Origin of the sequence: Clostridium sp. DFI.1.208 (assembly GCF_024463855.1) — a bacterium.
GTDB lineage: Bacteria > Bacillota_I > Bacilli_A > Erysipelotrichales > Erysipelotrichaceae > Clostridium_AQ.
In genome coordinates this window covers 1-21,839 of sequence record NZ_JANGCA010000028.1, presented here as the reverse complement: position 1 = coordinate 21,839, position 21,839 = coordinate 1, and the positions used below count along the sequence as shown (strand labels likewise).

The 21,839-nt window shown below is 47.3% G+C and carries 23 protein-coding genes; 19 read left to right on the top strand and 4 right to left on the bottom strand.

Annotation, left to right across the window (positions count from 1 at the left end):
* Positions 1–2 precede the first annotated feature (2 nt).
* Entirely contained in the window at positions 3–1,016 is a 1,014-nt protein-coding gene (ruvB, locus tag NE665_RS14490) for a Holliday junction branch migration DNA helicase RuvB (RefSeq protein WP_008817139.1), read from the top strand.
* Between the two features lies 1 nt (position 1,017).
* Here the strand turns inward: ruvB and NE665_RS14485 are convergent, their stop codons facing one another.
* Complete coding sequence (locus NE665_RS14485; protein WP_117444068.1) at positions 1,018–1,371, bottom strand: DUF3792 family protein; 354 nt, start codon at positions 1,369–1,371, stop codon at positions 1,018–1,020.
* Between the two features lie 63 nt (positions 1,372–1,434).
* Here NE665_RS14485 and NE665_RS14480 point away from each other — a divergent pair, with 63 nt between their 5' ends.
* The gene (locus NE665_RS14480) at positions 1,435–2,097 is read left to right on the top strand and encodes a DUF421 domain-containing protein (protein WP_117444069.1); all 663 of its coding nucleotides are present in this window, start codon (positions 1,435–1,437) and stop codon (positions 2,095–2,097) included.
* Here NE665_RS14480 and NE665_RS14475 read toward each other — a convergent pair.
* Positions 2,094–3,389 (bottom strand): oligosaccharide flippase family protein, encoded by a 1,296-nt coding sequence (locus NE665_RS14475; protein ID WP_118654756.1) that lies wholly within the window; start codon positions 3,387–3,389, stop codon positions 2,094–2,096. The genes NE665_RS14480 and NE665_RS14475 overlap by 4 nt on opposite strands.
* 150 nt (positions 3,390–3,539) lie before the next feature.
* Between NE665_RS14475 and NE665_RS14470 the strand changes: the two genes are divergently transcribed.
* The 8 genes from NE665_RS14470 to NE665_RS14435 all read left to right on the top strand — a co-directional run bounded on the left by NE665_RS14470 (position 3,540) and on the right by NE665_RS14435 (position 12,555).
* Positions 3,540–3,830, top strand: coding sequence for a post-transcriptional regulator (locus NE665_RS14470; protein ID WP_117444071.1), 291 nt, complete (start codon positions 3,540–3,542; stop codon positions 3,828–3,830).
* Positions 3,827–6,118, top strand: a complete 2,292-nt coding sequence (gene secD, locus NE665_RS14465) for a protein translocase subunit SecD (RefSeq protein ID WP_117444072.1) — start codon at positions 3,827–3,829, stop codon at positions 6,116–6,118. The genes NE665_RS14470 and secD overlap by 4 nt, the downstream gene beginning before the upstream one ends.
* 91 nt (positions 6,119–6,209) lie before the next feature.
* On the top strand, positions 6,210–7,817 hold the full coding sequence (locus tag NE665_RS14460) for a DHH family phosphoesterase (RefSeq protein WP_117444073.1): 1,608 nt from the start codon (positions 6,210–6,212) through the stop codon (positions 7,815–7,817).
* Positions 7,818–7,878: 61 nt separating this feature from the next.
* On the top strand, positions 7,879–8,394 hold the full coding sequence (locus NE665_RS14455; protein ID WP_117444074.1) for an adenine phosphoribosyltransferase: 516 nt from the start codon (positions 7,879–7,881) through the stop codon (positions 8,392–8,394).
* Positions 8,395–8,440: 46 nt separating this feature from the next.
* The gene (locus NE665_RS14450; RefSeq protein ID WP_117444075.1) at positions 8,441–10,642 is read left to right on the top strand and encodes a bifunctional (p)ppGpp synthetase/guanosine-3',5'-bis(diphosphate) 3'-pyrophosphohydrolase; all 2,202 of its coding nucleotides are present in this window, start codon (positions 8,441–8,443) and stop codon (positions 10,640–10,642) included.
* A gap of 40 nt (positions 10,643–10,682) precedes the next feature.
* Complete coding sequence (locus tag NE665_RS14445; protein ID WP_117444076.1) at positions 10,683–11,183, top strand: GNAT family N-acetyltransferase; 501 nt, start codon at positions 10,683–10,685, stop codon at positions 11,181–11,183.
* A gap of 242 nt (positions 11,184–11,425) precedes the next feature.
* Positions 11,426–12,088 carry a DUF5680 domain-containing protein gene (locus NE665_RS14440; protein WP_117444077.1) on the top strand — a complete coding sequence of 221 codons (663 nt, stop codon included), beginning with the start codon at positions 11,426–11,428 and terminating at the stop codon, positions 12,086–12,088.
* A gap of 5 nt (positions 12,089–12,093) precedes the next feature.
* Positions 12,094–12,555 (top strand): pyridoxamine 5'-phosphate oxidase family protein, encoded by a 462-nt coding sequence (locus tag NE665_RS14435; RefSeq protein ID WP_117444078.1) that lies wholly within the window; start codon positions 12,094–12,096, stop codon positions 12,553–12,555.
* Between the two features lie 321 nt (positions 12,556–12,876).
* Here NE665_RS14435 and NE665_RS14430 read toward each other — a convergent pair whose 3' ends face one another.
* Both NE665_RS14430 and NE665_RS14425 read right to left on the bottom strand, forming a co-directional pair.
* On the bottom strand, positions 12,877–13,455 hold the full coding sequence (locus NE665_RS14430) for a YdcF family protein (protein ID WP_117444079.1): 579 nt from the start codon (positions 13,453–13,455) through the stop codon (positions 12,877–12,879).
* Entirely contained in the window at positions 13,452–14,558 is a 1,107-nt protein-coding gene (locus tag NE665_RS14425) for a nucleotidyltransferase family protein (protein ID WP_117444080.1), read from the bottom strand. The genes NE665_RS14430 and NE665_RS14425 overlap by 4 nt, the downstream gene beginning before the upstream one ends.
* A gap of 161 nt (positions 14,559–14,719) precedes the next feature.
* Here NE665_RS14425 and NE665_RS14420 point away from each other — a divergent pair, with 161 nt between their 5' ends.
* The 9 genes from NE665_RS14420 to rbfA all read left to right on the top strand — a co-directional run bounded on the left by NE665_RS14420 (position 14,720) and on the right by rbfA (position 21,634).
* Positions 14,720–15,658 carry an alpha/beta hydrolase gene (locus NE665_RS14420; RefSeq protein WP_117444081.1) on the top strand — a complete coding sequence of 313 codons (939 nt, stop codon included), beginning with the start codon at positions 14,720–14,722 and terminating at the stop codon, positions 15,656–15,658.
* 154 nt (positions 15,659–15,812) lie between these two features.
* Entirely contained in the window at positions 15,813–16,322 is a 510-nt protein-coding gene (locus NE665_RS14415) for a YceD family protein (protein WP_002609215.1), read from the top strand.
* Positions 16,323–16,337: 15 nt separating this feature from the next.
* On the top strand, positions 16,338–16,508 hold the full coding sequence (rpmF, locus tag NE665_RS14410; protein ID WP_002609214.1) for a 50S ribosomal protein L32: 171 nt from the start codon (positions 16,338–16,340) through the stop codon (positions 16,506–16,508).
* A gap of 143 nt (positions 16,509–16,651) precedes the next feature.
* Positions 16,652–17,119 (top strand): ribosome maturation factor RimP, encoded by a 468-nt coding sequence (gene rimP, locus NE665_RS14405; protein ID WP_233104699.1) that lies wholly within the window; start codon positions 16,652–16,654, stop codon positions 17,117–17,119.
* 18 nt (positions 17,120–17,137) lie between these two features.
* Entirely contained in the window at positions 17,138–18,838 is a 1,701-nt protein-coding gene (nusA, locus tag NE665_RS14400; protein ID WP_117444083.1) for a transcription termination factor NusA, read from the top strand.
* 23 nt (positions 18,839–18,861) lie between these two features.
* The gene (locus NE665_RS14395) at positions 18,862–19,119 is read left to right on the top strand and encodes a YlxR family protein (protein WP_178759864.1); all 258 of its coding nucleotides are present in this window, start codon (positions 18,862–18,864) and stop codon (positions 19,117–19,119) included.
* Entirely contained in the window at positions 19,116–19,409 is a 294-nt protein-coding gene (locus NE665_RS14390; protein WP_117444085.1) for a ribosomal L7Ae/L30e/S12e/Gadd45 family protein, read from the top strand. Before NE665_RS14395 ends, NE665_RS14390 begins: the two co-directional genes overlap by 4 nt.
* Positions 19,410–19,417: 8 nt before the next feature.
* Positions 19,418–21,280, top strand: coding sequence for a translation initiation factor IF-2 (gene infB, locus NE665_RS14385; protein WP_117444086.1), 1,863 nt, complete (start codon positions 19,418–19,420; stop codon positions 21,278–21,280).
* 15 nt (positions 21,281–21,295) lie between these two features.
* On the top strand, positions 21,296–21,634 hold the full coding sequence (gene rbfA, locus NE665_RS14380) for a 30S ribosome-binding factor RbfA (protein ID WP_117444087.1): 339 nt from the start codon (positions 21,296–21,298) through the stop codon (positions 21,632–21,634).
* Positions 21,635–21,839 lie beyond the last annotated feature (205 nt).

Genomic DNA, 21,839 nt, shown 5'->3' with positions numbered 1-21,839 from the left:
AAATGGAGAGAATTTTATCAAATGAATCGCAGAGTATGGATGAGGAAGCATCTCTGCGTCCCCAAAGTCTGCGTGAATATATCGGACAGCGACAGCTGAAGGAAAATCTGTCGGTGTTTATTGAAGCCGCAAAGCAGCGAAATGAAGCGCTGGATCATGTTTTGCTGTACGGCCCTCCCGGACTGGGAAAAACGACCCTGTCCTATATACTGGCAAATGAAATGGGGGGCAGTATAAAGACGACGAGCGGCCCCTCAATCGAAAAGGGTGGGGATTTGGCAGCTATCCTGTCAACACTGGAGCCCGGAGATGTTTTGTTTATTGATGAAATCCATCGTCTGCCAAAGCAGGTCGAGGAAATTTTGTATCCTGCCATGGAGGATTATTGTATCGATATCGTTGTCGGCAAGGACAGCGCTACCACCAGAAGTATTCGGCTGGAGCTGCCGCCCTTCACGCTTGTCGGGGCTACGACACGTGCGGGTGATCTGACGGCGCCGCTGCGTGATCGTTTCGGTATCGTTTCCCAGCTGGAATTTTATGAGCTGGCGGAGCTGCAGCAGATCATTTCCAGAACCTCCCGTGTCATGGATACGGAAATCGAGGAGGAGGCCGTGCTGGAGATTGCCCTGCGCTCCCGTGGCACACCGCGCATCGCGAATCGTTTGTTTCGCCGTGTGCGTGATTTTGCGACCGTTATGAATGATGGCATCATCAGTAAGCAGATTGCCGAAATGGCACTGGATAAATTAAAGGTCGACCATCTGGGATTAGATAATGTCGACCATAAGTATCTGAAGGGAATCATTGAGCGCTTCAAGGGAGGACCGGTTGGTCTGGAAGCGCTGGCCAGCAGCATCGGGGAAGAAACGATGACGCTGGAGGATGTGTATGAGCCATATCTTCTGCAGATCGGCTTTATCAACCGCACACCGCGCGGACGTGTTGTAACGGAGAAGGCCTATCGCCATCTCGGCTATGATCTGCGGGAGGGGCTGTTTCTGCATACAGACTGATTTATCCCTTGTGTTTACGCGAGAATGCAATGACGGCAGCTGCGATATAAACCAGTGCCTTGCTGAAGTTTTCAAGCAGTGCATACAAAGAGAAGCCGCTCAGCAGCAGGGATAGCAGAAAAAATACAACAGCAACAGGAAGCGCATGAAACAGCGCTTTTTTATTTACGCCTATGCCTAGCAATGCTCCGCCGACGCCATAGGCGATGATGCCGCCAATCCAGTTCATAATGTGAAAAGTCGAAGTCGATACTGCATGAAAATAGTATAAAGCAGCAAATACAAGAGAGAATAACAATGTGAGCGCAAGCAGTACGGCTACGGAGCGCACATAGGTCTGTAGTTTGAATTTCATAAGTGGTCACCTCAGTCTACTGTATGAAATTCACGTACAAACTATGCAGGAAAGGATGGTTTAATGCAGGAATATATAAATCTGATGGTCAAGTGCTTTATCGTATATTTCGTGATAATCTTTGCCCTTCGCATCATGGGGAAGCGGGAAGTCGGCGAGCTTTCTGTCTTTGATATCGTTATTTACCTTGTTATGAGTGAGCTGCTGGCAATCTCCATCACGGATACGCATGAAAGCATTCTGAAGTCACTTGTTCCAATTTTCACGCTGGCATTTTTACAGATTGTGATATCCTGGGTGCTTTTGAAAAGCAAAAAGACCAGAGATATTTTTGATGGTAAGAATGCGATTCTGATTCATAACGGACATATCAATCAGAGCATCATGAAAAGGGAGCGCTACAACATTGACGATCTGATGTCTCAGATTCGCAGCAAGGATCTGTGTACACCGGATGAGGTTGCCTTTGCGGTGCTGGAGAATAACGGACAGCTCTCCATTCTGCCGAAAAACAAATGCAAGGTGAAGCACCCCGATCCTCTCATCAGCGATGGGACAATCAACAAAAAGGCGCTGCAGGATTTGTCACGGGATGAGGAATGGCTGAAAAACGCCCTGCAAAAGGAGGGCGTGGATAGTGTGGATGATGTGTTTTTGTGTATCTATCAAAATAACGGGATGTTTGTCATCAAGAAGGAAATGAATTCCAAGGATACCTTTTTCTAATTGTTTTTAAAGGCGATGAACAGGCGTACGGCGTGCATGGTGGTTGTAATGAGCATCCCGGCTGTCAGTGCAATGGGCAAGGAGGCCTCCATGCAGGTTCTGGTCAGAAACAGAACACATAAAATCCGTACCAGAGAGCCGCTCAGGGTGTCCGCAACGGTCTGCTTGCTTAAGGATAAGGCATGGAGCATGCTGGACAGGGGAGGCTGCAGGGAATACAAAGCAAACGGGATGGCCAGCTGCTTGAGCAGCAGGGCACCGTGGGTGTTATGGTAAAACAGATAAAGCAGCTGTTCCGGAAACAGGTAACAGATCACACTGCAGCCCAGACCGACCAGAAAGCAGCAGCCGATGATCATCGAAAACAGACGGCGTGCATGATCGTAGTACCCTCTGGAATAGGAATAGGTGAAGGATGGCAGCAGAAAATTACTCAGTGTTACGGTGATGAAGCTTGGCATGGTAATGATGGGCAATACATAGCCGTTGAGCTGTCCATAGGCGCCTACCATGGCGGCGGATGCTGCCGTACCAAGCCCCAGCACCATAACGATCGGCTCCATGAAATAGGTAAGGGAGCCAATGAGGCGGCTTCCTGTCATCGGTATGGATACCATCAGCACCTCATCAAACTGACGGCGGTTCAAATCGCTGAACAACCGCGGAATCCTGGAAAGGGTTCTTTTTTGTCTGCGCAGGGAGATGAGCATAAACAAAGCGCTGCAGGCCTCACCAACACTGACAGACAGCATCGCAATACGGGCCATGGTGATTGCGTCGGTAAAGGGGTGCAGGTAGAATACCACAAACAGAAACAGGATGCGGCTGCCCTCTTCAAACAGCTGGGAGGAGGTTGCCTGCACGTGGTGCTGCAGACCGAACAGATATCCTTTCAGGATACCGGACAGCGATACCAGTGGAATCAGCGGTATGATGGCATACAGGACGGGCAGAATTTCCTTCTGCTTGAGGATGTAGGTTGCCAGAAAGGGGAGTACGAGCAGAAAGGTCAAAATAATGACAGCGTTATTCAACAGGGACAGAATCACACTGACCTTTAGCGGCTGATGCGGATGGTCGCTTTGCGCGATCACCTTGGATAAGGCACCGGGAATCCCCATCTGTGCCAGGGTAATGAAAAAGACCATGGTCGGTGCTGCCAGTGTATAGTAATTCATGGCCGAGGGGCTCAGGGTTCTGGCAAGCATGATGCGCACGATGAAAGAAAGAGCCTTGGCAATCACGGAAACTATCACCAGAATCATAGTAGACTGCAGTACGGTTTTCTTCAAATAAATCACTCCAATCCAGCTTGCAGATCATGAAAAAAATTGGCGATGTAATGATTTTTAGAAACAAAGTGCAGATTCGGGATAAAAAAATACATTGCTTTCATTCATAATTGAAGCTATAATAATGTTTATGATATTAAGGAGGAGCTTATGAGTGGTCAAAGTGAAATCAAAGATAAATACATAAAACTTGCTATTGCTTTGAAAACAAATCAGTTGAAACGAGAAGAGTTATCTTCCTTGACATATCAGCATGTAGAAAGCTCGTTGAAGGAGCATTGGCGCTTTCGCAAGCCTGGAAGCATCCATGAGGCGGTAGAGGATATCCAGCAGCTCAGCGCCAGTGATGTGGTGGCCTATTTGTCTACGCAGGCCGTGATTATGGGCTCCCGTATGAACCTCAACGACTTTGATGATTTATTTGGAGGAGATAAACAATGAAGAAATCACGTCTCGTGGTCTTTGTGATAACCGTGTTGACCATACTGACACTGATTGTGACCTGCACCCCGTCCGTTCGCAAGAATATGAAGCTGGGGCTGGATTTACAGGGTGGCTTTGAAATCCTGTATGAAGTGAGTCCGCTGGAGGGCAAGAAGCTTCCTTCCATGACGGCTGTCGCAAAATCAGTAGAAAAACGTGTCGATGTTCTGGGTGTCAATGAACCGGAAATCACAGTGGAAGGCGACAATCGTATCCGTGTGCAGCTCGCCGGTGTGAAAAATGCCGATCAGGCAAGAAGAGTCATCTCTTCAACCGCCAATCTGACATTCCGCGATGTAAATGACAACCTGCTGATGGATTCCACCGTTTTGCAGGAAGGCGGAGCCAGTGTGATGTACGACAATTACGGCAAGCCGATCGTCAGCCTGAAGTTGTCTGATCAGAAGAAGTTTTATGAAGTAACACAGAAGGTTTCCCAGATGGGAAGCGGCAACAATCTGATGGTTGCCTGGCTGGATTTTGATCCGGATACCGATTCCTATGCCAAGGAAAAGGAACAGAAAAATCCAAAATTCATTTCTGCTGCAACGGTGAGTGAGGGAATCAATTCCACCAGTGCGCAAATTAGCGGAAGCTTCACCAAGGAGGAGGCAACCGAGCTGAAGGATCTGATCAATTCCGGTTCGCTGCCTGTAAAAATGAGTGAGAAATACAGCAATGCGGTGACTGCCGATTACGGTATCAACGCCTTCAGTGAAACCATGCTGGCAGGCGGCATCGGTATCGCGCTGATCATGCTGTTTATGATTCTGTACTATCGTCTGCCGGGTCTGATTTCCGCAGTCACGCTGGCAACCTATGTCTTTATCGTGTTCCTCATCTATAATGCCATGGGCGCGGTCTTTACCCTGTCGGGTATTGCGGCTCTCGTGCTTGGTGTCGGTATGGCTGCCGATTCCAATATTCTGACATTTGAGCGAATCAAGGACGCGCTGTATTCCGGACGAAGTGTAAAAACCGCCTTTTATGAGGGAAGCTCCAAGTCCTTTATTACGATTTTCGATGCGCAGGTCACAACCTTTATCTGTGCGCTGATTCTGTATATGATGGGTACAGGAAGTGTGAAGGGCTTTGCGACCATGCTGATCGTCTCTACGATTTCCACCATCATCCTGATTGTCTTCGTTACAAAATTCCTGCTTTCTCTTCTGGTTGGCAGCGGATGGCTGAATGACAAGCTGAGCTGGTTCGGTGTGAAGAAGGCTCATGTACCGGATGTAAGCAAGGGGCAGGAGCGCTTCTATTTCGGCTTCTTCAAGAATTTCGATTTTGTTAAAAATGCAAAATTCTTTATCATCGCTTCTGTGACGGTGCTTGTCATCGGTGTGGGATGTATGACATTCCAGGGTATGAAGGGCAATGGCATTCTGAACTGGGGTATTGATTTTACCAGCGGAACCAAGCTGACGGTACAAAGTGATACGGCGATTTCCAAGGATAAGCTGAATGATCAGCTGAAGCGTCTGGGAATCAATGCAAGCAGTATTAAAATCAACGGGGAAAAGGATAATGTGGCAAATGTCTTTGTGAAGGATGCCATTGATGAACAAAAGATGGATACCGTGAAGGCAGGACTGAAAAAAACCTATCAGCACGATGTCAATGACAACGTGGTAACCCCGGTGATCGGGCAGGAGCTGGTGCGCAGTGCAATTCTGATTTCCATTCTGGCATGGATCGGTGTTCTGATTTATATTTCCATCCGCTTTAAGTGGGATTATGCGATCAGCGGTATTGTCGGACTGATTCATGATGTCTTCTTCGTGCTTGCGGCCTGTGCGATTTTCCGTCTGGAGGTCAATACGGAAATCATCGCCGTGCTGCTGACGGTGATCGGATATTCCATTAACAACTCGATCGTTGTCTTTGACCGTATCCGTGATGAGATGAAGGGACGCAAGCTTGCGACAACGTCGAAAGAGGAATATCGTGAAATCGTAAATGAAGCGCTGCAGAGAACGGCAACAAGATCCATTCTCTCTACGCTGACAACGATTCTGCCGGTTGTCTGTCTGCTGTTCTTTGGAAGCAGTGCGATTCGTATCTTCTGTCTGGCTCTGTTCATCGGTATCGCCTGTGGTGCGGGAAGCTCTCTGTTTGTCGCAGCCCAGCTGTGGTATCAGATTCGTATCCATCAGGATCCGAAAAAGCATGTAAAAAAGAAGCATAAGAAGAAAAAGGATGAGCTGGAGGAAATGATCATTCCAGGCATGAACGACTATTAAAACAAGGGAGATATCTGACTCACAGATATCTCTTTTGCATTCTTGAGGCAAAAGGAGGAAAAGTGTGGTATGATATTTCACGGTGATAAACATGCAAATACATAAATTACAGAGCGAACGCTCGAAACAGATACAGGAAACGCATCATGTGAGTGCCTTGTGCGCTAAGGTGCTGGCATCCAGAGGTCTAAAGGATGAACAGATAGCGGAGCTATTGCAGAAGCCGCAGCTGGCAGATCCGTTTACCGCAAACGGAATGCAGGAGGTCGCAAAGCGTATCTATCAGGCGAAGCAGAACAAGGAGCGCGTCATGGTATGCGGAGATTATGATGCGGATGGGATTTGCTCCACGGCGATTCTCGTGGATGCGTTGCGCCGCTATGGCATACAGGCCGGATTTTATATACCGAACCGCTTTGCAGAGGGCTATGGTCTGCAGAAGCATACAGTAGAACTGGCACATGAAAAGGGGTACAGCCTGCTGATCACCGTTGATAACGGTGTCAAGGCGCTGGATGCACTCGCGGAGGCAAGAAACAGAGGGGTGGATGTGATCGTTACGGATCATCATGCCATGGATGAGGAATTTCCCTGTCTGTATCTGCTGCATCCGTTTCTGATGGGAGAGCGCTTTGAAACATTGTCCGGAGCCGGCGTTGCGCTGGAGATTTCCCGTGCACTGCTGGGAGAGGTAAAGGAGCATGTGGTGCTGGCCTGTGTTGCCGCCATTGCCGATGTGATGCCGCTTCGTCAGGAAACAAGGGCAATCGTGCAGCTTGGACTGCAATACCTTCGTCAGGGTATCTGTCCGCCGATTCAGCTGCTGGCCAATGACCGGTATCCGAAATGGGATGAAACGCTGATTGCTTTTCAGATCGTACCAAAGCTGAATACGACGGGACGGCTTGCGGATATCGCGAATGCCAACAATACCGTGCGGTATCTGCTGAGTACGAGTCTGGAGCAGCTGCAGCATATGGCAAAGCAGATACGGGAGCTGAATGATCGTCGGAAAACGATGAGCGATGACATGGTCAAGGTGGCACGCACGCTGGTGCGGCCGGAATATCGGTTTCAGCTGCTGTTTCATGAGTCCTTTCATGAAGGTATGGCCGGGCTTGTGGCGGGGAAGCTCAGTGAGGAGCTGCAGCTTCCGGTCATGGTCGCTGCTCAGCGTGAGCAGATGTTCAAGGGCAGTATCCGCTCACTCGACCTGCTGGATCTGACAACCTTTTTTGATGCCTGCCGACCTTCGCTTTCGGCCTATGGTGGACACAAGGCGGCTGCCGGTATCGGGTTTCCTTACGAGAATAAGCAAATCGTGCAGGACTATGTCAATACCCGTATGGAGGGAATTCATTTTCAACAGGAAAAGAGCTACAGCGTGATTCCCATCCATGTTCAGGAGGCTACACTGGCAGAGGTGGAGAGCCTGTCTGTGCTGGGACCGTTTGGCTGCGGCTTTGAAGAACCGCTGTTTTATCTGGAGGAAGCAAGCGTGCAGGGGTGTCGTTTGCTGGGCAACCGGGAGCATGCGAAATGGACACTGAGTGACAGCCTTGAAGCGATGTATTTTCGCTGTGGCAACGCATATGAACGCCTGCATGAGAAAAACAATGTAAATTTCATTGGAAATCTACGAATAAATTCCTTTATGGGCAGAAAAAAAGTGAATATTTTTGTAACAGAAGCGTATTAGTTAATGCTTTTTCAGAAAGAATTTGATATAATACATGCATAAGTGCTAGGAGGCTACACACATGAATTTTAAAGATTATATTGCCAGTATTCCTGATTTTCCTCAGGAGGGGGTTTTGTTTCGCGATATTACGCCGCTGATGGCGGATGGGAAGGCGTTTCAGGAGGCCTGTGATAAGGTCATTGACTTTGCCAGATCCGTTCAGGCGGAGGTCATCGTCGGTCCGGAATCCCGTGGCTTTATCTTCGGCTGTCCGGTTGCCTATGAGCTGGGAATCGGATTTGTACCGGTACGCAAGCCGGGGAAGCTGCCGAGAGAAACCGTAAGCGTATCCTATGATCTGGAATACGGAAGCAATGAGCTGCACGTTCACAGGGACGGCATCAAAAAAGGGCAGCGGGTGCTGATCGTGGATGATCTTCTGGCTACCGGCGGTACCGTGGATGCGACCATACAAATTGTACAGGAGCTGGGCGGAGAGGTTGCCGGCTGTGCATTTCTGATTGAGCTTGCGGGCTTAAAGGGCCGGGAGCATCTGAAGGATTTTAATGTATTTTCCTTAATGTCTTACGAATAATAAAAACAAAGGGGAGCTTCCCCTTTTCTTGAATGCGGGTGATACTATGGTAAGTAAGAATGTCGTGACCTTTGATGAAATGATGGTTGAGGTCAGAAAATATATCAAAAAAGAAGAAAATATCGATCTGATCACGAGAGCATATCTGTGTGCAGAGAAGAATCATACGGGACAGTACCGCAAAAGCGGAGAGCCGTATATTATTCATGCGATACAGGTGGGCTATATACTGACCATGCTTCGTACTGGACCAAAGACGATTGCGGCAGGCTTTCTGCATGATGTTGTGGAGGACTGCGATGTTACCATTCAGGAAATGAGTGACATGTTCGGTGAGGAAGTCGCCTCTCTGGTTGAATCTGTCACAAAAATCGGTGCGCTGAAATTCAAGGATGAAAAGGAATATCTCGCCAGCAATCATCGTAAGATATTTATTGCTATGGCAAAGGATGTTAGAGTCATACTGATCAAGCTGGCAGACCGCCTGCATAATATGCGGACACTGCAATATATGCGTCCGGAAAAGCAGAAGAAAATAGCCTCTGAAACACTGGAGGTCTATGCCCCGATTGCACACCGTCTTGGTATCAGTGATATCAAGAACGAGCTGGAGGATCTGTGCTTTCAGTATTTGAACAAGGAAAAGTATTATGAGATTGCAAAGCTTGTAGAAAAGCGCAAGACAGAGCGTGATGAGCAGGTACAGCGCATGATTGCCGATATTAGCTCTTTGCTGGATGCTCATCATATCGGCTATCGCATTTTTGGAAGAAGCAAGCATTTGTACAGCATCTATAAAAAAATGATGACGAAAAACAAGCGGTTTGAGGAAATTCTCGATCTGCTGGCAATCCGTATTATCACGGATTCCGATACGGCCTGCTATGAAACACTGGGCTATATCCATGCGAAGTACCGTCCGATTCCGGGACGCTTCAAGGATTATATCGCTATGCCGAAGGTGAATATGTACCAGTCCTTGCATACAACGATCGTTGCGGAGGATGGCAACATTTTTGAGGTGCAGATTCGTACCGAAGCGATGGATGCCGTTGCCGAACAGGGTATCGCGGCGCACTGGCGCTATAAGGAAAACATCAATGGCGGACGCGAGGTGCATCAGAAGGAAATCGAGGAACAGCTGCACTGGTTCAAGGATTTCAGTGTCATGAGCGATGAGGTCAATGATGATGCCATGGAATACATGAATCTGCTGCAAAAGGATATTTTTGAAGCAAATGTGTATGTCATGACACCGAAGGGAAAGGTGATTGCGCTGCCCAATGGCTCCACTCCGATCGATTTTGCCTATCGTGTGCATACCGAGGTCGGACATCATACCGTAGGTGCGACGATCAACGGTGTTCTCATGCCATTGAATACAAAGCTGAAAACGGGAGATGTTGTCAACATCCGTACCTCCAAGCAGTCGCCGGGACCAAGTGAAGACTGGATCAAGGTCGTAAAATCGGCACATGCCAGAAACAAGATCCGCTCCTTTTTCCAGAAGCAGGAAAGCGAACGCCGCAGCATGGATATCAAAAAGGGTGAGGAGCTGCTCGTCGAGGAACTGAAACGGCGGAATCTGGATGCGGATACGTATACCGAACAGAAAAAGCTGGAAAGCATTGCCGGCTCCCTAAGCTTCAATTCCTATCAGGATCTGATGTATGCAATCGGTGTGAAGCAGGTATCGCTGCCATCGGTCATCGACCGTCTGGTGAAGCATAAGACCAGTGTTCCGCTGGATAATGAAGAGCTGGCAAAGATGTTTAACCGTCAGGAGCGCAAGAAGAAGCCGTCCGCAACCGGTATCCGTATTGCCGGCATCGAGTCGATGAAAATCAGTCTTGCGGCATGCTGTGCTCCGGTTCCGGGGGATGAAATTATCGGTTATATTACCAAGGGGGCAGGTGTTAAGGTGCATCGTGCCGACTGTCCGAATATTATAAATGAAAAACAGCGGCTGATTCCGGTGGAGTGGGATGAGAATATCGAGCAGAAGACCTATGAGGTTAAGCTGATTGTCAAATCCACGGATCGCAATTTCCTGCTGAGTGATATTGTAACGGTCGTGTCCCAATGCAAGGCCGGTCTGCAGCACGTGGATTCCACAGTGGAGGAGGACCGGATATCCGCAACGACGAAAATGACGGTGGTTGTAGAAAATTCTGAGCATCTGCGCAGCTTGATGGCGAATCTGCAAAAGGTGAACAGTGTGAAATCCGTCGAACGAGTGATACAGTAAGACCTTCCTGGAAGGTCTTTTTGAAAGGAAGGAGGAGGCTATGCTGCACATACGACAGGCAAGAGAAGCAGACAAGCCGGCGATTGAGGCGATGTATGAGAGAAGGGTGCGTTATAACGATGCACACGGCATCCATCAATGGAAGCTGGATGAGGTGAACTGGGCAGCGTTTTCAAGGCTGTATACGATTGCGGAGTATTATGTAGGAACCGTAAATGAGAAGGTGGTTTGCGGTTTGTTCATCGTGGATGAGGATGCTTTGTACTGGCCGGACATGGAAAAGGGGACATCGCTGTATCTGCATAAAATCTGTGTGGACCCGGCGTATAGTGGAAACGGATATGCGGATGCCATGATTCAATATTTCATAGAAAAGGGACGCAGGGAAGGCTATCCCGACGTGCGTCTGGATGTGCGGGAGCACAAGGACAAGCTTCGAGGGATGTATGAGCGAAACGGATTTCAGCTGTATAAAACAGGGCGGTTTCATCCGGATTACACAACGGCACTGTATATTTATCCATTTGAAAAAGCAGCATAATACTCATTGGCATCAAGATACATCGGATAGCTTTTGTTAAGGGATACAGTAAAGAAGCACCTCTAGATGGAACGTACATAAGGGCGTTCCTTTTTCTCTATCCAACCACACTGTTTTTATGGGAATGCAGGTTATTGCTGTCATCCTGCAGGCGGTCGTGTCGTAAAAGTAGCAGAAATGGAAACATCAGGTGCTGGTTTCATATAAAAAACAATGCTATGATTGTGCAGGGAGTTGATGAAATGTATAATGATAAAATTTTGTATTACAGAAAAAAGAATATGCTTACACAGGAAGAGCTGGCTGAAAAGCTGTGTGTTTCCAGACAGACAATCACCAAATGGGAGAAAGGAATAATTTCGCCCGGATTGGAATATCTCATTGATTTATCCCGTATTTTTGGTATCACGATAGATCGCCTTATCAAGGAAGATGATTGCTTTGCGGAAGAGGGTCAAAAGGTTGATACAAATCACCTCATTCACTTTCTTGTCAAAGCCAAAAAATCAACGTATGCGGCAAAATCAAACAAAATCGAAGCTGCGGAAATCGACGCCCATGAATATGCTTACCACGAGGATACATATCAATATTATGATACGTTCTATGGAAGCTTATGTTTTTCAGGACAAGAGAAGGTGTATGAAAGCAATCATATATGCTGGATCATGAATTATTGTGGCAAGGTTCTGAACGATCATTTTAACGGAGATTTTTTAAAGGAGGCTTTACTGCAGGTTGATGAACAAAGGCCCTTTCGTGGCCCTGAAATTTATGCAAGAGGTGATTACACATATCTTTCCAGAATGAGCGGTGACAGCAATGACTTTCAGGGAACGGAAGAAATCTATGATTGCTCACGCAAAATATATGAAGGGCTATACCATGGCGGAAGGATAAAATAAAAAAAATGAAAAATACCTATGAAGAAAAATTAAATGAACTATTTGAACGAATCGGGGATCATGCTGAAAGCGTCTTGGCGACAAGCCGATCTAATCGGGTATCCGCAAGAATGATGAGTGTTCTTATAAAGGATCATATTTTTTATGTTCAAACGGATAAGACATTTCGTAAATATCAGGATATTAGAGAAAATCCGCAGGTTGCTTTATGTATCGGTTCCATCCAAATCGAAGGGATATGCGAAGACATTGGACACCCTTTGGATAATGAGGAATTCTGTTCGCGCTTTAAACATCACTATTCATCTTCATATGAAGCGTATTCCCATTTAGAAGAGGAAAGACTATTGCGCATGAAGCCGACATTTATTCAAAGGTGGAAGTATGTGAATGGGCAGCCGATCATCGAGCAGTATCATATCAAGGAAAGGGAATATCTTGAACAGGCATATAGATGTGCGGGTTGATAAGTCGTGGTGATTTGAATCACAGGCGATGGAGGACTGTGTTTCGTGCAGCATATATTAGAAAAAAGGAAAAGGTCTGTGACCTATTGTTCTTTCTACTTGCTTAGTGGAAGCTTCTAGCGGGCGAATTTAGCTTGAGGATGGCATACACGCCATCCTTGCACATGGTGTTGCGACTGATGATATTGTTTGATTTAACGATGAACTGCATCGCAGGATGCATATAGAAAAAGACTCCGCATTATTTTGGGAGTCTTTTTTTCTTATGTGCGCATGAGTGAAATAGCACTTGCTTATCCTATGGATGATTGTATAAAGGGTTCAGTGCTTTCTTTTTCTGTATAGCATCACTTCACAGCGAAGACTGTTCCACATACGAAAATATTCCGTTATATAATGCCTGCATGTTTCCTTTTCAGCGGTTTTCTGCATCGCGTAGGCATCGAAGAACTTTCGTACCATGTAGCTGGCTCTGCGCACATGAAAGCAGCTGGTCACAACAATGACGTGCTTCCATGCATGTGTATCGCATAACGCCTTTGCATACAACAGATTCTCATAGGTGTTTTTTGCCTGACGTTCCAGATGAAGCGCTTTGCTTGGTATGCCGCATTTGCTTGCATATGACGCCATGATATCCGCTTCTGTGTAAGTGTTTCGCACACTGCCGCCGCTGATGAGGATACAGCGCACCTTTTTTTCTTTATACAATGTTATTGCCGCATCCATCCGTGTTTTCTGTACACGGGAAAGACTGCCATCCTCCTCTGCCGGACTTCCCAGGACAATCGCCACATCGTATACTCGATTACTCTGCGGCTTTGGCGGGGTAGGGAAATAGTGATACAGAATAAGATTTGCTGCAACCACAAGCAGCACAAGTGTAAGCAGTCCTGTCATGATGCTATATACATGGGACTGCGCAGCTCGCTGTCGATGACTTGCTTTCGTTTGGATAACGGGAAGGCGTAGGCGTATGCGGCAGTTGTTCGCAGAAAAATTTCCCGATGTGCTTTGGGAATCTGATGGAAGGTGGAGGCAATCGTGATTTCCTTTTGCTTCAGCTCACGCAAATACGCTCTTCCGGTATCATTGAAGGCCAGAATCCTTAAAAAGGTACAGGGTGACAGATGATCGATTTCCTGTTTATCCGTATGCGTTAGAATATGGGTGAGACTTCGCTGGATACTGCTGCGTGGATAACGCTGTGTGATGCATGCCTGTAAAAAGGAGGCATAGTCCATGTGTTTGCGGGCATTGCCTTGCAGCATATGCTCCATACCCTCATCCACAAGGAAACGCTTCTTCAACTGATCTACCGGTGTGCTCAGCAGCAGCGTCTGCAAATAGGGATAGTAGTCCTCCATGAAAACCCCTTCCCGCAAATCCTCTGCCATGGGTGTGGTATGGCTGATCGGCTTTTTCTCCTTAACGGCTCTGCGTATGGCAGTCGCAGAGCTGATGGCATGCTGAATGTCCTCATCGTGGTAGCCATTGGTGCGCTGTATGGCGATGGGCTGAATTGCACTGTTTTTCAGTGCACGAAGATAAGCCATTCCCAGAATGTCATTGCTGGCAACACGTCCATGTACCATTTCCAGTGTTTTGGCCATAGAGATACCGTTTTTTCTCTGCTCCTGATAGTGCTCATAGGAGGTATCCGCCAGTCGATGAAGCTGCTGCATGTCTGTTGTTTCACTGCCGAAGACCAGTGTAGCAATCCCGGCCAGCTTCAGCAGCTCCACTGCCTGTTTTGCGAAGATATCCGAGCGCTGCACAACATAGGGGTAGGGCAGCTCGATCACCAGATCGCATCCTGCCTGGATCGCCGCCTTTGCCCGTGTCCATTTATCAACGATGGCGCATTCGCCTCGCTGAACAAAATTTCCGGACATGACCGCAAGCAGGGCATCACAGCCGGAAATCCTGCGCGCCTGCTCGATGTGGTAGCGATGTCCGTTATGGAACGGATTGTATTCCGTTACAATTCCACAGCTTCGCATTGTATCACCTCCTGCTGTCTTTCAGTATACCATAGCGATTGGTGTATGACTACCGCTAGCTCCTGCTTTTGACACATTTACGGCTTTGTCAAAAAGCTGCAGGCAATGCTGTTGAAAGTGACACAAGTATGATACAATGCAGGTATAAGGAAGTGAGCACAATGACGACAACATTACAGGAATACAGCTTTATCAGCGATGCGGATGCGCTGGAGATATCCGTGCTTCGCTGCATCCCCTCCTGCACACCCCGCGCAATCATCCAGCTGGTGCACGGCATGGCGGAGCACAAGGAGCGGTATACGGATTTTATGCAATATCTTGGAGAGCTGGGATATCTGTGTGTGCTGCATGATCATCGCGGTCATGGAAAAAGCATTCGCGAGGAAGCTGATCTGGGCTACATGCGTACCACGGGTGCTGCGGCTCTGATAGAAGATATCCGCCAGCTGAATGCACAGCTGCACAAGGAGTACCCGTCCTTGAAAATCTATATGTTTGGACACAGCATGGGCTCGCTGGCTGTACGAGCCTATCTGAAACGCTATGATGATACCATTGATGCACTGATTGTCTGCGGCAGTCCCAGCAAAAATCCGGCTGCCGGTGCAGGGAAGCTGCTGTGTAAGCTTATGATGAGTATAAAGGGGGCACACTATCGCAGTCCGCTTATACAGAAGATGGCATTCGGCAAAAATTGTGATGGCTTTGCAGAGGAAGGCAGCGACAATGTATGGCTGTGCTCGGACATGGAGGTTGTGCGTGCCTATGACCGTGATCCGCTTTGCGGCTATACCTTCACCCTCAACGGGTTTGAAAATCTCTTTTCCCTGATGCAGGACGTCTATACACGCAAAAACTGGTCGCTGCGCAACAGGACATTGCCAATTCGCTTTATCGCCGGCAGTGAGGACCCCTGTATCATCAGTCGTGAAAAACTTCAGGAGGCAGGCGGTCTTCTGCGTGAAATCGGCTACAGCGATGTCAGTGCCAGACTGTTTGACGGCATGCGCCATGAAATATTGAATGAACCGGATCATATGCTTGTATATGACGATGTTTCTGCGTTTCTTTTGAAGGTGGAAGAAAAAAATGCGTAAAATCCCGGAAATGAAAAGAAAAATGAAAAAAATACTTTTCATTCCTCCTGTTTTGTGGTTTAATATATAAGCTAGCCTATGGAAGAGAAGATGGTGTTGACTTTGTCGCAGATTTTCCTTATAATAGGATAGGTCAGACAACGAGGTGATTCTTTTGAAATGGTCCAGAATGGAACTGCTGCAGGCGAAGGATGCAACGATCGAATTTGACGAAATGATCCGATTTGAGCCCGAGGTATTTTCTAAGATGCATCAGATCAGAGGATTGCAGGATGTTACGGTATCAGGGAATGTTCATTACGAGGCTTCCAGTGAACGCGTATTTGCGGATCTGGATATTGAAGGCGTGATGATAGTACCGTGTTCTATAACCCTTGAGGATGTAGAATATGATTTCCATACAAAATCTTTAGAAGTGTTCTCTTTTGAAAAGACAGATGACGAAGATGTACACGAAGTTAAAGGTGATGTCGTAGAGTTATTGCCGGTGATCTTTCAATTGATAGTGATGGAGGTTCCTCTGAAAATTGTAAAAGAAGGACTGACACAGTATCCTAAAGGTGACGGTTGGGAAGTTGTCAAAGAGGAAGATTACATAAAAGAAAAAAGCAAAGAAATCGATCCTCGTTTAGCAAAGTTGAAAGAATTCAAATTGGAAGATTAAGTAGGAGGTGCTAACATGGCTGTTCAACAGAGACGTAATTCAAAAACAAGAAAAGCAAAACGTAGAACTCATTATAAATTAGCTGCACCGACATTAGTAAAATGTCCGGCTTGCGGTGAGTACAAGGTGCCGCACAAAATGTGTTCTTGTGGTGAATACAACGGAAAAACCATCGTAGAAAAATAGAGTAAAGGCCGTACATGCGGCTTTTTTTCTGCCTTTTGGAAAAAAGGTTGATGTTTGGCCTGTTTCGTGGTATATTATGTACAGATACTTCAACCGGAGTGGGTCAAGCCCACTCCTTCATTATGTTTGTAAAGGAGAATGTTATGGATCAAATACAAAAACTGAAAGAACTGATCACTCCGCTTGTGGCAGAAGACGGTATCGAGCTGTATGATGTTGCCTGGCATACCGAAGGCAGTATGCGCATTCTGCAGGTGTCGATTATGCATAAGGACGGCAGTATGGATATTGATACCTGTGCTGCACAGTCTGAAAAAATCAGCACGATGCTGGATGAAATGGATATGATTGCCAATGAATATTTTCTGGAGGTCTGTTCTCCTGGCGCAGAGCGGGAATTGAAAAATGAAGAACAGATCAGGGATGCCATCGGCGAGTTTGTATATGTGAAGCTAAAGAATCCAAAGGCTGGCATGGATGATGTAAAAGGAACCCTGACAGCGTTTGAAAACAATACGGTATATCTGGATTACATGGCAAAGGCCGTGAAGAAAAAGGCGGAAATCGAGATGGATAACATCGCACTGATCCGTCTGTCTGTGAAAATTTAGAAAGGATGCGAATAAAAAATGAAATTAAAAGATTTTATGGCTGCGATGCAGGCCATCGAAACCGATAGAAAGCTTTCCAAGGAAGTCGTTGTAGAAGCCCTGCAGGAAGCTTTGGCAAAGGCATTTCGTAAGCATATTGAAATACCGGATGCGCTGGTACGCGTGGATGTCAACGAAAAATCCGGTGATATCAAGGTCTATCAGCAGCGTCTGATCGTTGAAAACGTAGAGGATGACGAGCTGGAAATCTCCTTGGAGGACGCAAAGCGTGTCAATCAGGAGCTGGAGCTCGGCGGTGTTGTGGAAGAGGAAGTCAGCATTGCCGATTTGGGACGTGCAGCGGTGATACTTGCTAAGAACGTCATGAAGCAGAAAATCCGTGAGGCTGAAAAGCTTGTGGTATATGAAGAATATTGCGATAAGGTAGAGGAAATGGTCATGGGGACGATTGAATCTGTCGAGGAGAAATTCTGTGTTGTCAATATCGGTAAGACACTGGCTCTGATGCCGAAAAATCAGCAGATACCAAATGAGCGTTACCGTGAGGGTGAAATGATCCGTGTGGTAATCACGGAGGTAAACAAGGAAACCAAGGGGGCACAGGTACTGGTATCCCGTGGGGATGCGACACTGGTGAAGCGTCTGTTTGAAAAAGAGGTTCCGGAAATCTTCCAGGGAATCATTGAAATCAAGGCAATCGCGCGTGAAGCGGGTGAGCGTACAAAAATGGCAGTCTATTCGCACAATGAAAACATCGATCCAATCGGTGCCTGCATCGGTCCAAGAGGACAGCGTGTACAGGTTATTATCGATGAGCTGGGCGGAGAGAAAATCGATATTTTTGAATGGAGCGAGGATGTTACGGAGCTGATTAAAAATGCACTGTCTCCGGCTGAGGTTCTGGCGGTTATCCCAAGTGAGGAGCGCAAGGGCGGACTGCTTGTTGTTGTACCGGACAATCAGTTATCTCTGGCTATCGGTAAGCGCGGAAAGAACGCACGGCTGGCTGTAAAGCTGACCGGAAACAAAATCGATATCAAGGCAGAAACCGATGTCGATGCGGCAGGTATCAACTGGAAGGAAATCGCAATGAAGCAGCGCGAGGAATTCCTGGCACGTCAGCAGGAGGCCAAGCTTGCTGCGCAGATGGAGCGCTTTGAAGAAAACGCACAGCCACAGGATGCACTCAGTCTGGATGATGCAGGTGTAAGCTTCCAGGAGGCTGTAACGGAAGAGGCTGTCAGTGAACCGCTTGTGGAAGAAAGCAGTGAACCGGCGGAAACCACCGCTTTACCGGCTGTTGAGGAAGAAGCTGTGACAACTCCTATTGAAGAAATCATAGAGGAAGTACAGCCGCAGGAAGAAACTGATCTGGAAAAGGCTGCACGTATCGCCAGAGAGAAGCAGAAGCAGGAGGGGCTGAACCTGAAGGAAAAACAGGAATACCGTTCCAAATTTGAAACGCTGGCAGATGCATCTGCGAAGCAGGATGACAAAGCAGCCGCAAAACCGCGCTATAAGAAATACGACAAGCATGAAGAAAAAGAGGAACGCCGTAAGCCGACCTTTGATCTGAACAAGAAGGATTACGAAATGAAGCCGATCTATTCTGAGGAGGAGCTTGCGGAAATCGAGCGTGAAGAGCGTGAGATTGAGGAAAGTGACTGGATTCATGATGAAATCGACTTTGATGAATACGATAAATATTACGAAGAATAATGATGTGAGGAGGTAGATGCGACATGAAGAAAATACCGATGCGCAAATGTGTGGCTACCAATGAAAGTCTTCCGAAAAAAGAACTGATCCGTATCGTTCGTACGCCGCAGGGAACTGTGGAAATCGATGAGAGTGGAAAGCGTAACGGCCGTGGTGCCTATCTGAAGTGCAGTGTGGAAGCTCTAGAAGCTGCGATGAAGAGAAAATCGCTGGCGCGTTCTCTGGAATGTGAAATTCCGGATGAAATTTATGAAAAGCTGAAGGAGATGTTCAGCGAATGAGTGATGCGGCAGGGACGCTGGGACTGGCGGCACGCGCTCGAAAAACGGCTACCGGAGAAAGTGTCTATACACAGCTTCGTGCCCGTCATGTCCATCTGTTGATTTTGGCAGAGGATATCGGCGATAATGCGAAGAAGAAGCTGAATGATAAATGCAACTTCTACAAGGTTCCCTGTGTTTACATGGATGGAGCATTGATGAATATGGCGATCGGTGATCGCAACAGGAAAGCAATCGCAATTCTTGACAAGGGATTTGCAGAAAAGATTGCAGCTTGCTTGAAAGGCTAGGTGATTATATGGCAAGACAACAGCATAGAAGAGGAAATAACAATCGGAAGGGGAATAACAACAACCGATCAAGAAACAACAACAATTTCACACCGAAGAAGGAACGTGTAGAGGTTAAGGAAATCACATACAGTGGACCGCTGAGTGTAGGAGAGCTGGCAGAAAAGCTGAATCGCAATGCGAGTGAGGTTATCAAGCTGCTGTTCATGATGGGAACAATGGTTACGATCAACTCCACGCTGGATGATGAGACAATCGAGCTTGTCTGCATGGAATGGAATGTAGAGGTACACAAGGAAATCATCATTGAGGAAAGTGATTTTGAGGAACAGCTGGAGGAAGTGGAAGACGAGACACTTCTGGAAAACCGTCCGCCGGTTGTTACCATCATGGGACATGTTGACCATGGTAAGACAACGCTGCTGGACACCATCCGTAAAACACATGTTACGGAAGGGGAATTCGGTGGAATTACCCAGCATATCGGTGCCTATCAGGTAAACGTAAAAGGGAAGCGGGTTACCTTCCTGGATACACCGGGTCATGAAGCCTTTACCGCTATGCGTGCCCGGGGTGCCAAGGTTACCGATTTGGTTATTATCGTGGTTGCTGCTGATGACGGTGTCATGCCGCAGACCAAGGAGGCCGTTGACCATGCCAAGGCTGCCGGTGTTCCGGTTATCGTTGCTGTGAACAAAATTGATAAGGCCGGCGCAAACCGTGAGCGCATTGTATCCGAGATGAGTGAGCTTGGCCTGATGCCTGAGGAATGGGGCGGAGATACGATTTATGCGGATATCTCTGCAAAATTTGGAACCGGCGTCAGTGACCTGCTGGAAACCATTCTGGTCGTATCTGAGGTGTACAACTTCCGTGCCAATCCAAACAAGCTGGCAACCGGAACCGTTATCGAGGCGAAGCTGGATAAGGGACGCGGTCCTGTCACTACGCTGCTGGTTCAGGGTGGTACGCTGCATACCGGTGATGCTGTCGTTGTCGGTACGGCATTCGGTAAGGTACGTAAGATGACAGATGATCACGGTCGTGAAATCAAGAAGGCACTGCCTTCCACACCAGTGGAAATCATCGGTCTGAACGATGTTCCGATTGCCGGGGATATCTTCAAGGCATTCGATAATGAAAAGAAAGCCCGTCAGATTGCGGAAACGCGACTGAATAACAAGATTGCTTCCGAGCGGAATGCGACCGGTGCTGCGATGTCTTTGGATGATCTGGCTCGTCAGATCGAAGAAGGCGAAGTACAGGAGGTCAACCTGATTATTAAGGCCGATGTACAGGGGAGTGCGGAAGCAGTCCGTGCAAGCATGGAAAAGATCGATGTGCAGGGAGTACGTGTCAATGTCATTCGTTCCCAGGCGGGGGCAATAACAGAATCCGATATTCTGCTGGCAAGTGCATCCCATGCCGTAATTTACGGCTTCAACGTACGTCCGAACGCGCTGGTACGTAAAAAAGCAGAAGAGGAAGGAATTGAAATCCGTCTGCACAATATTATTTATAAGGCATTGGAAGAAATGGAAAATGCCATGAAAGGTATGCTGGCTCCTGTATATGAAGAGGTTGTTATCGGACAGGCAGAAGTGCGTCAGATTTACAAGGTTTCCAAAGTGGGAACGATTGCCGGGTGTATGGTTACCGATGGCTGTCTGCGCAAGGAATGCGGTGTCCGTCTGATTCGTGAGGGCGTGGTGATTTACACCGGCAAGCTGGGATCACTGAAGCGGTTCCAGAACGATGCCAAGGAAGTTACCAGCGGCTATGAATGCGGTCTGACAATCGAAAACTTCAACGATATCAAGGTGGATGACATCGTCGAGGCGTATGAAGATCAGCAGGTTGAGCCAGAATAAAAATAAGGTGATAACATGACATTAAAAGCTGAAAAAATAGCAGGTATCATTCAGAAGGAAATTTCGGAGATCATCCAGTTTTCCCTGAAGGATCCGAAAATCGGATTCATCACAATTACCGATGTAACGGTGACCAATGATTTATCCATTGCGAAGATATATGTATCCTTCCTAGGGCAGAAGCCAAGAGAGGAAGCCGGTATGAAGGCGCTGGAACGTAGCAAGGGCTACCTGCGCAGCGAGCTTGCGAAGCGAATGACAATCCGTAAGGTACCGGAGCTGTTGTTCAAGCTGGATGACTCTTTGGAACGTGGAAACAAAATCGAACGCATCATCAGTGAAATCAATAAGTAAGGTATATAAAAACGAAGCTGTATCGGGTGATTCACACCTGTGGCTTCGTTTTTTTATATCGTATGGCTTTGCTTTTGTGGGTAATCTAAAATAAGGTGGGGTATACAAATTATGGGGTATAGAATTACATGGGGTAAAAGAGACCCCGTAAATTGTAAAGAATTAAGAAGTGCAGAAGTCACGGAAGGACATGAGCACTTCTTTT

What these genes read in the sequence shown, in the direction of transcription:
- ruvB (WP_008817139.1), top strand. Translation starts at nt 3, where the DNA reads ATGGAGAGAATTTTATCAAATGAATCGCAGAGTATGGATGAGGAAGCA.
- NE665_RS14485 (WP_117444068.1), bottom strand. Translation starts at nt 1,371, where the DNA reads ATGAAATTCAAACTACAGACCTATGTGCGCTCCGTAGCCGTACTGCTT.
- NE665_RS14480 (WP_117444069.1), top strand. Translation starts at nt 1,435, where the DNA reads ATGCAGGAATATATAAATCTGATGGTCAAGTGCTTTATCGTATATTTC.
- NE665_RS14470 (WP_117444071.1), top strand. Translation starts at nt 3,540, where the DNA reads ATGAGTGGTCAAAGTGAAATCAAAGATAAATACATAAAACTTGCTATT.
- secD (WP_117444072.1), top strand. Translation starts at nt 3,827, where the DNA reads ATGAAGAAATCACGTCTCGTGGTCTTTGTGATAACCGTGTTGACCATA.
- NE665_RS14460 (WP_117444073.1), top strand. Translation starts at nt 6,210, where the DNA reads ATGCAAATACATAAATTACAGAGCGAACGCTCGAAACAGATACAGGAA.
- NE665_RS14455 (WP_117444074.1), top strand. Translation starts at nt 7,879, where the DNA reads ATGAATTTTAAAGATTATATTGCCAGTATTCCTGATTTTCCTCAGGAG.
- NE665_RS14450 (WP_117444075.1), top strand. Translation starts at nt 8,441, where the DNA reads ATGGTAAGTAAGAATGTCGTGACCTTTGATGAAATGATGGTTGAGGTC.
- NE665_RS14445 (WP_117444076.1), top strand. Translation starts at nt 10,683, where the DNA reads ATGCTGCACATACGACAGGCAAGAGAAGCAGACAAGCCGGCGATTGAG.
- NE665_RS14440 (WP_117444077.1), top strand. Translation starts at nt 11,426, where the DNA reads ATGTATAATGATAAAATTTTGTATTACAGAAAAAAGAATATGCTTACA.
- NE665_RS14435 (WP_117444078.1), top strand. Translation starts at nt 12,094, where the DNA reads ATGAAAAATACCTATGAAGAAAAATTAAATGAACTATTTGAACGAATC.
- NE665_RS14430 (WP_117444079.1), bottom strand. Translation starts at nt 13,455, where the DNA reads ATGACAGGACTGCTTACACTTGTGCTGCTTGTGGTTGCAGCAAATCTT.
- NE665_RS14425 (WP_117444080.1), bottom strand. Translation starts at nt 14,558, where the DNA reads ATGCGAAGCTGTGGAATTGTAACGGAATACAATCCGTTCCATAACGGA.
- NE665_RS14420 (WP_117444081.1), top strand. Translation starts at nt 14,720, where the DNA reads ATGACGACAACATTACAGGAATACAGCTTTATCAGCGATGCGGATGCG.
- rpmF (WP_002609214.1), top strand. Translation starts at nt 16,338, where the DNA reads ATGGCTGTTCAACAGAGACGTAATTCAAAAACAAGAAAAGCAAAACGT.
- rimP (WP_233104699.1), top strand. Translation starts at nt 16,652, where the DNA reads ATGGATCAAATACAAAAACTGAAAGAACTGATCACTCCGCTTGTGGCA.
- nusA (WP_117444083.1), top strand. Translation starts at nt 17,138, where the DNA reads ATGAAATTAAAAGATTTTATGGCTGCGATGCAGGCCATCGAAACCGAT.
- NE665_RS14395 (WP_178759864.1), top strand. Translation starts at nt 18,862, where the DNA reads ATGAAGAAAATACCGATGCGCAAATGTGTGGCTACCAATGAAAGTCTT.
- NE665_RS14390 (WP_117444085.1), top strand. Translation starts at nt 19,116, where the DNA reads ATGAGTGATGCGGCAGGGACGCTGGGACTGGCGGCACGCGCTCGAAAA.
- infB (WP_117444086.1), top strand. Translation starts at nt 19,418, where the DNA reads ATGGCAAGACAACAGCATAGAAGAGGAAATAACAATCGGAAGGGGAAT.
- rbfA (WP_117444087.1), top strand. Translation starts at nt 21,296, where the DNA reads ATGACATTAAAAGCTGAAAAAATAGCAGGTATCATTCAGAAGGAAATT.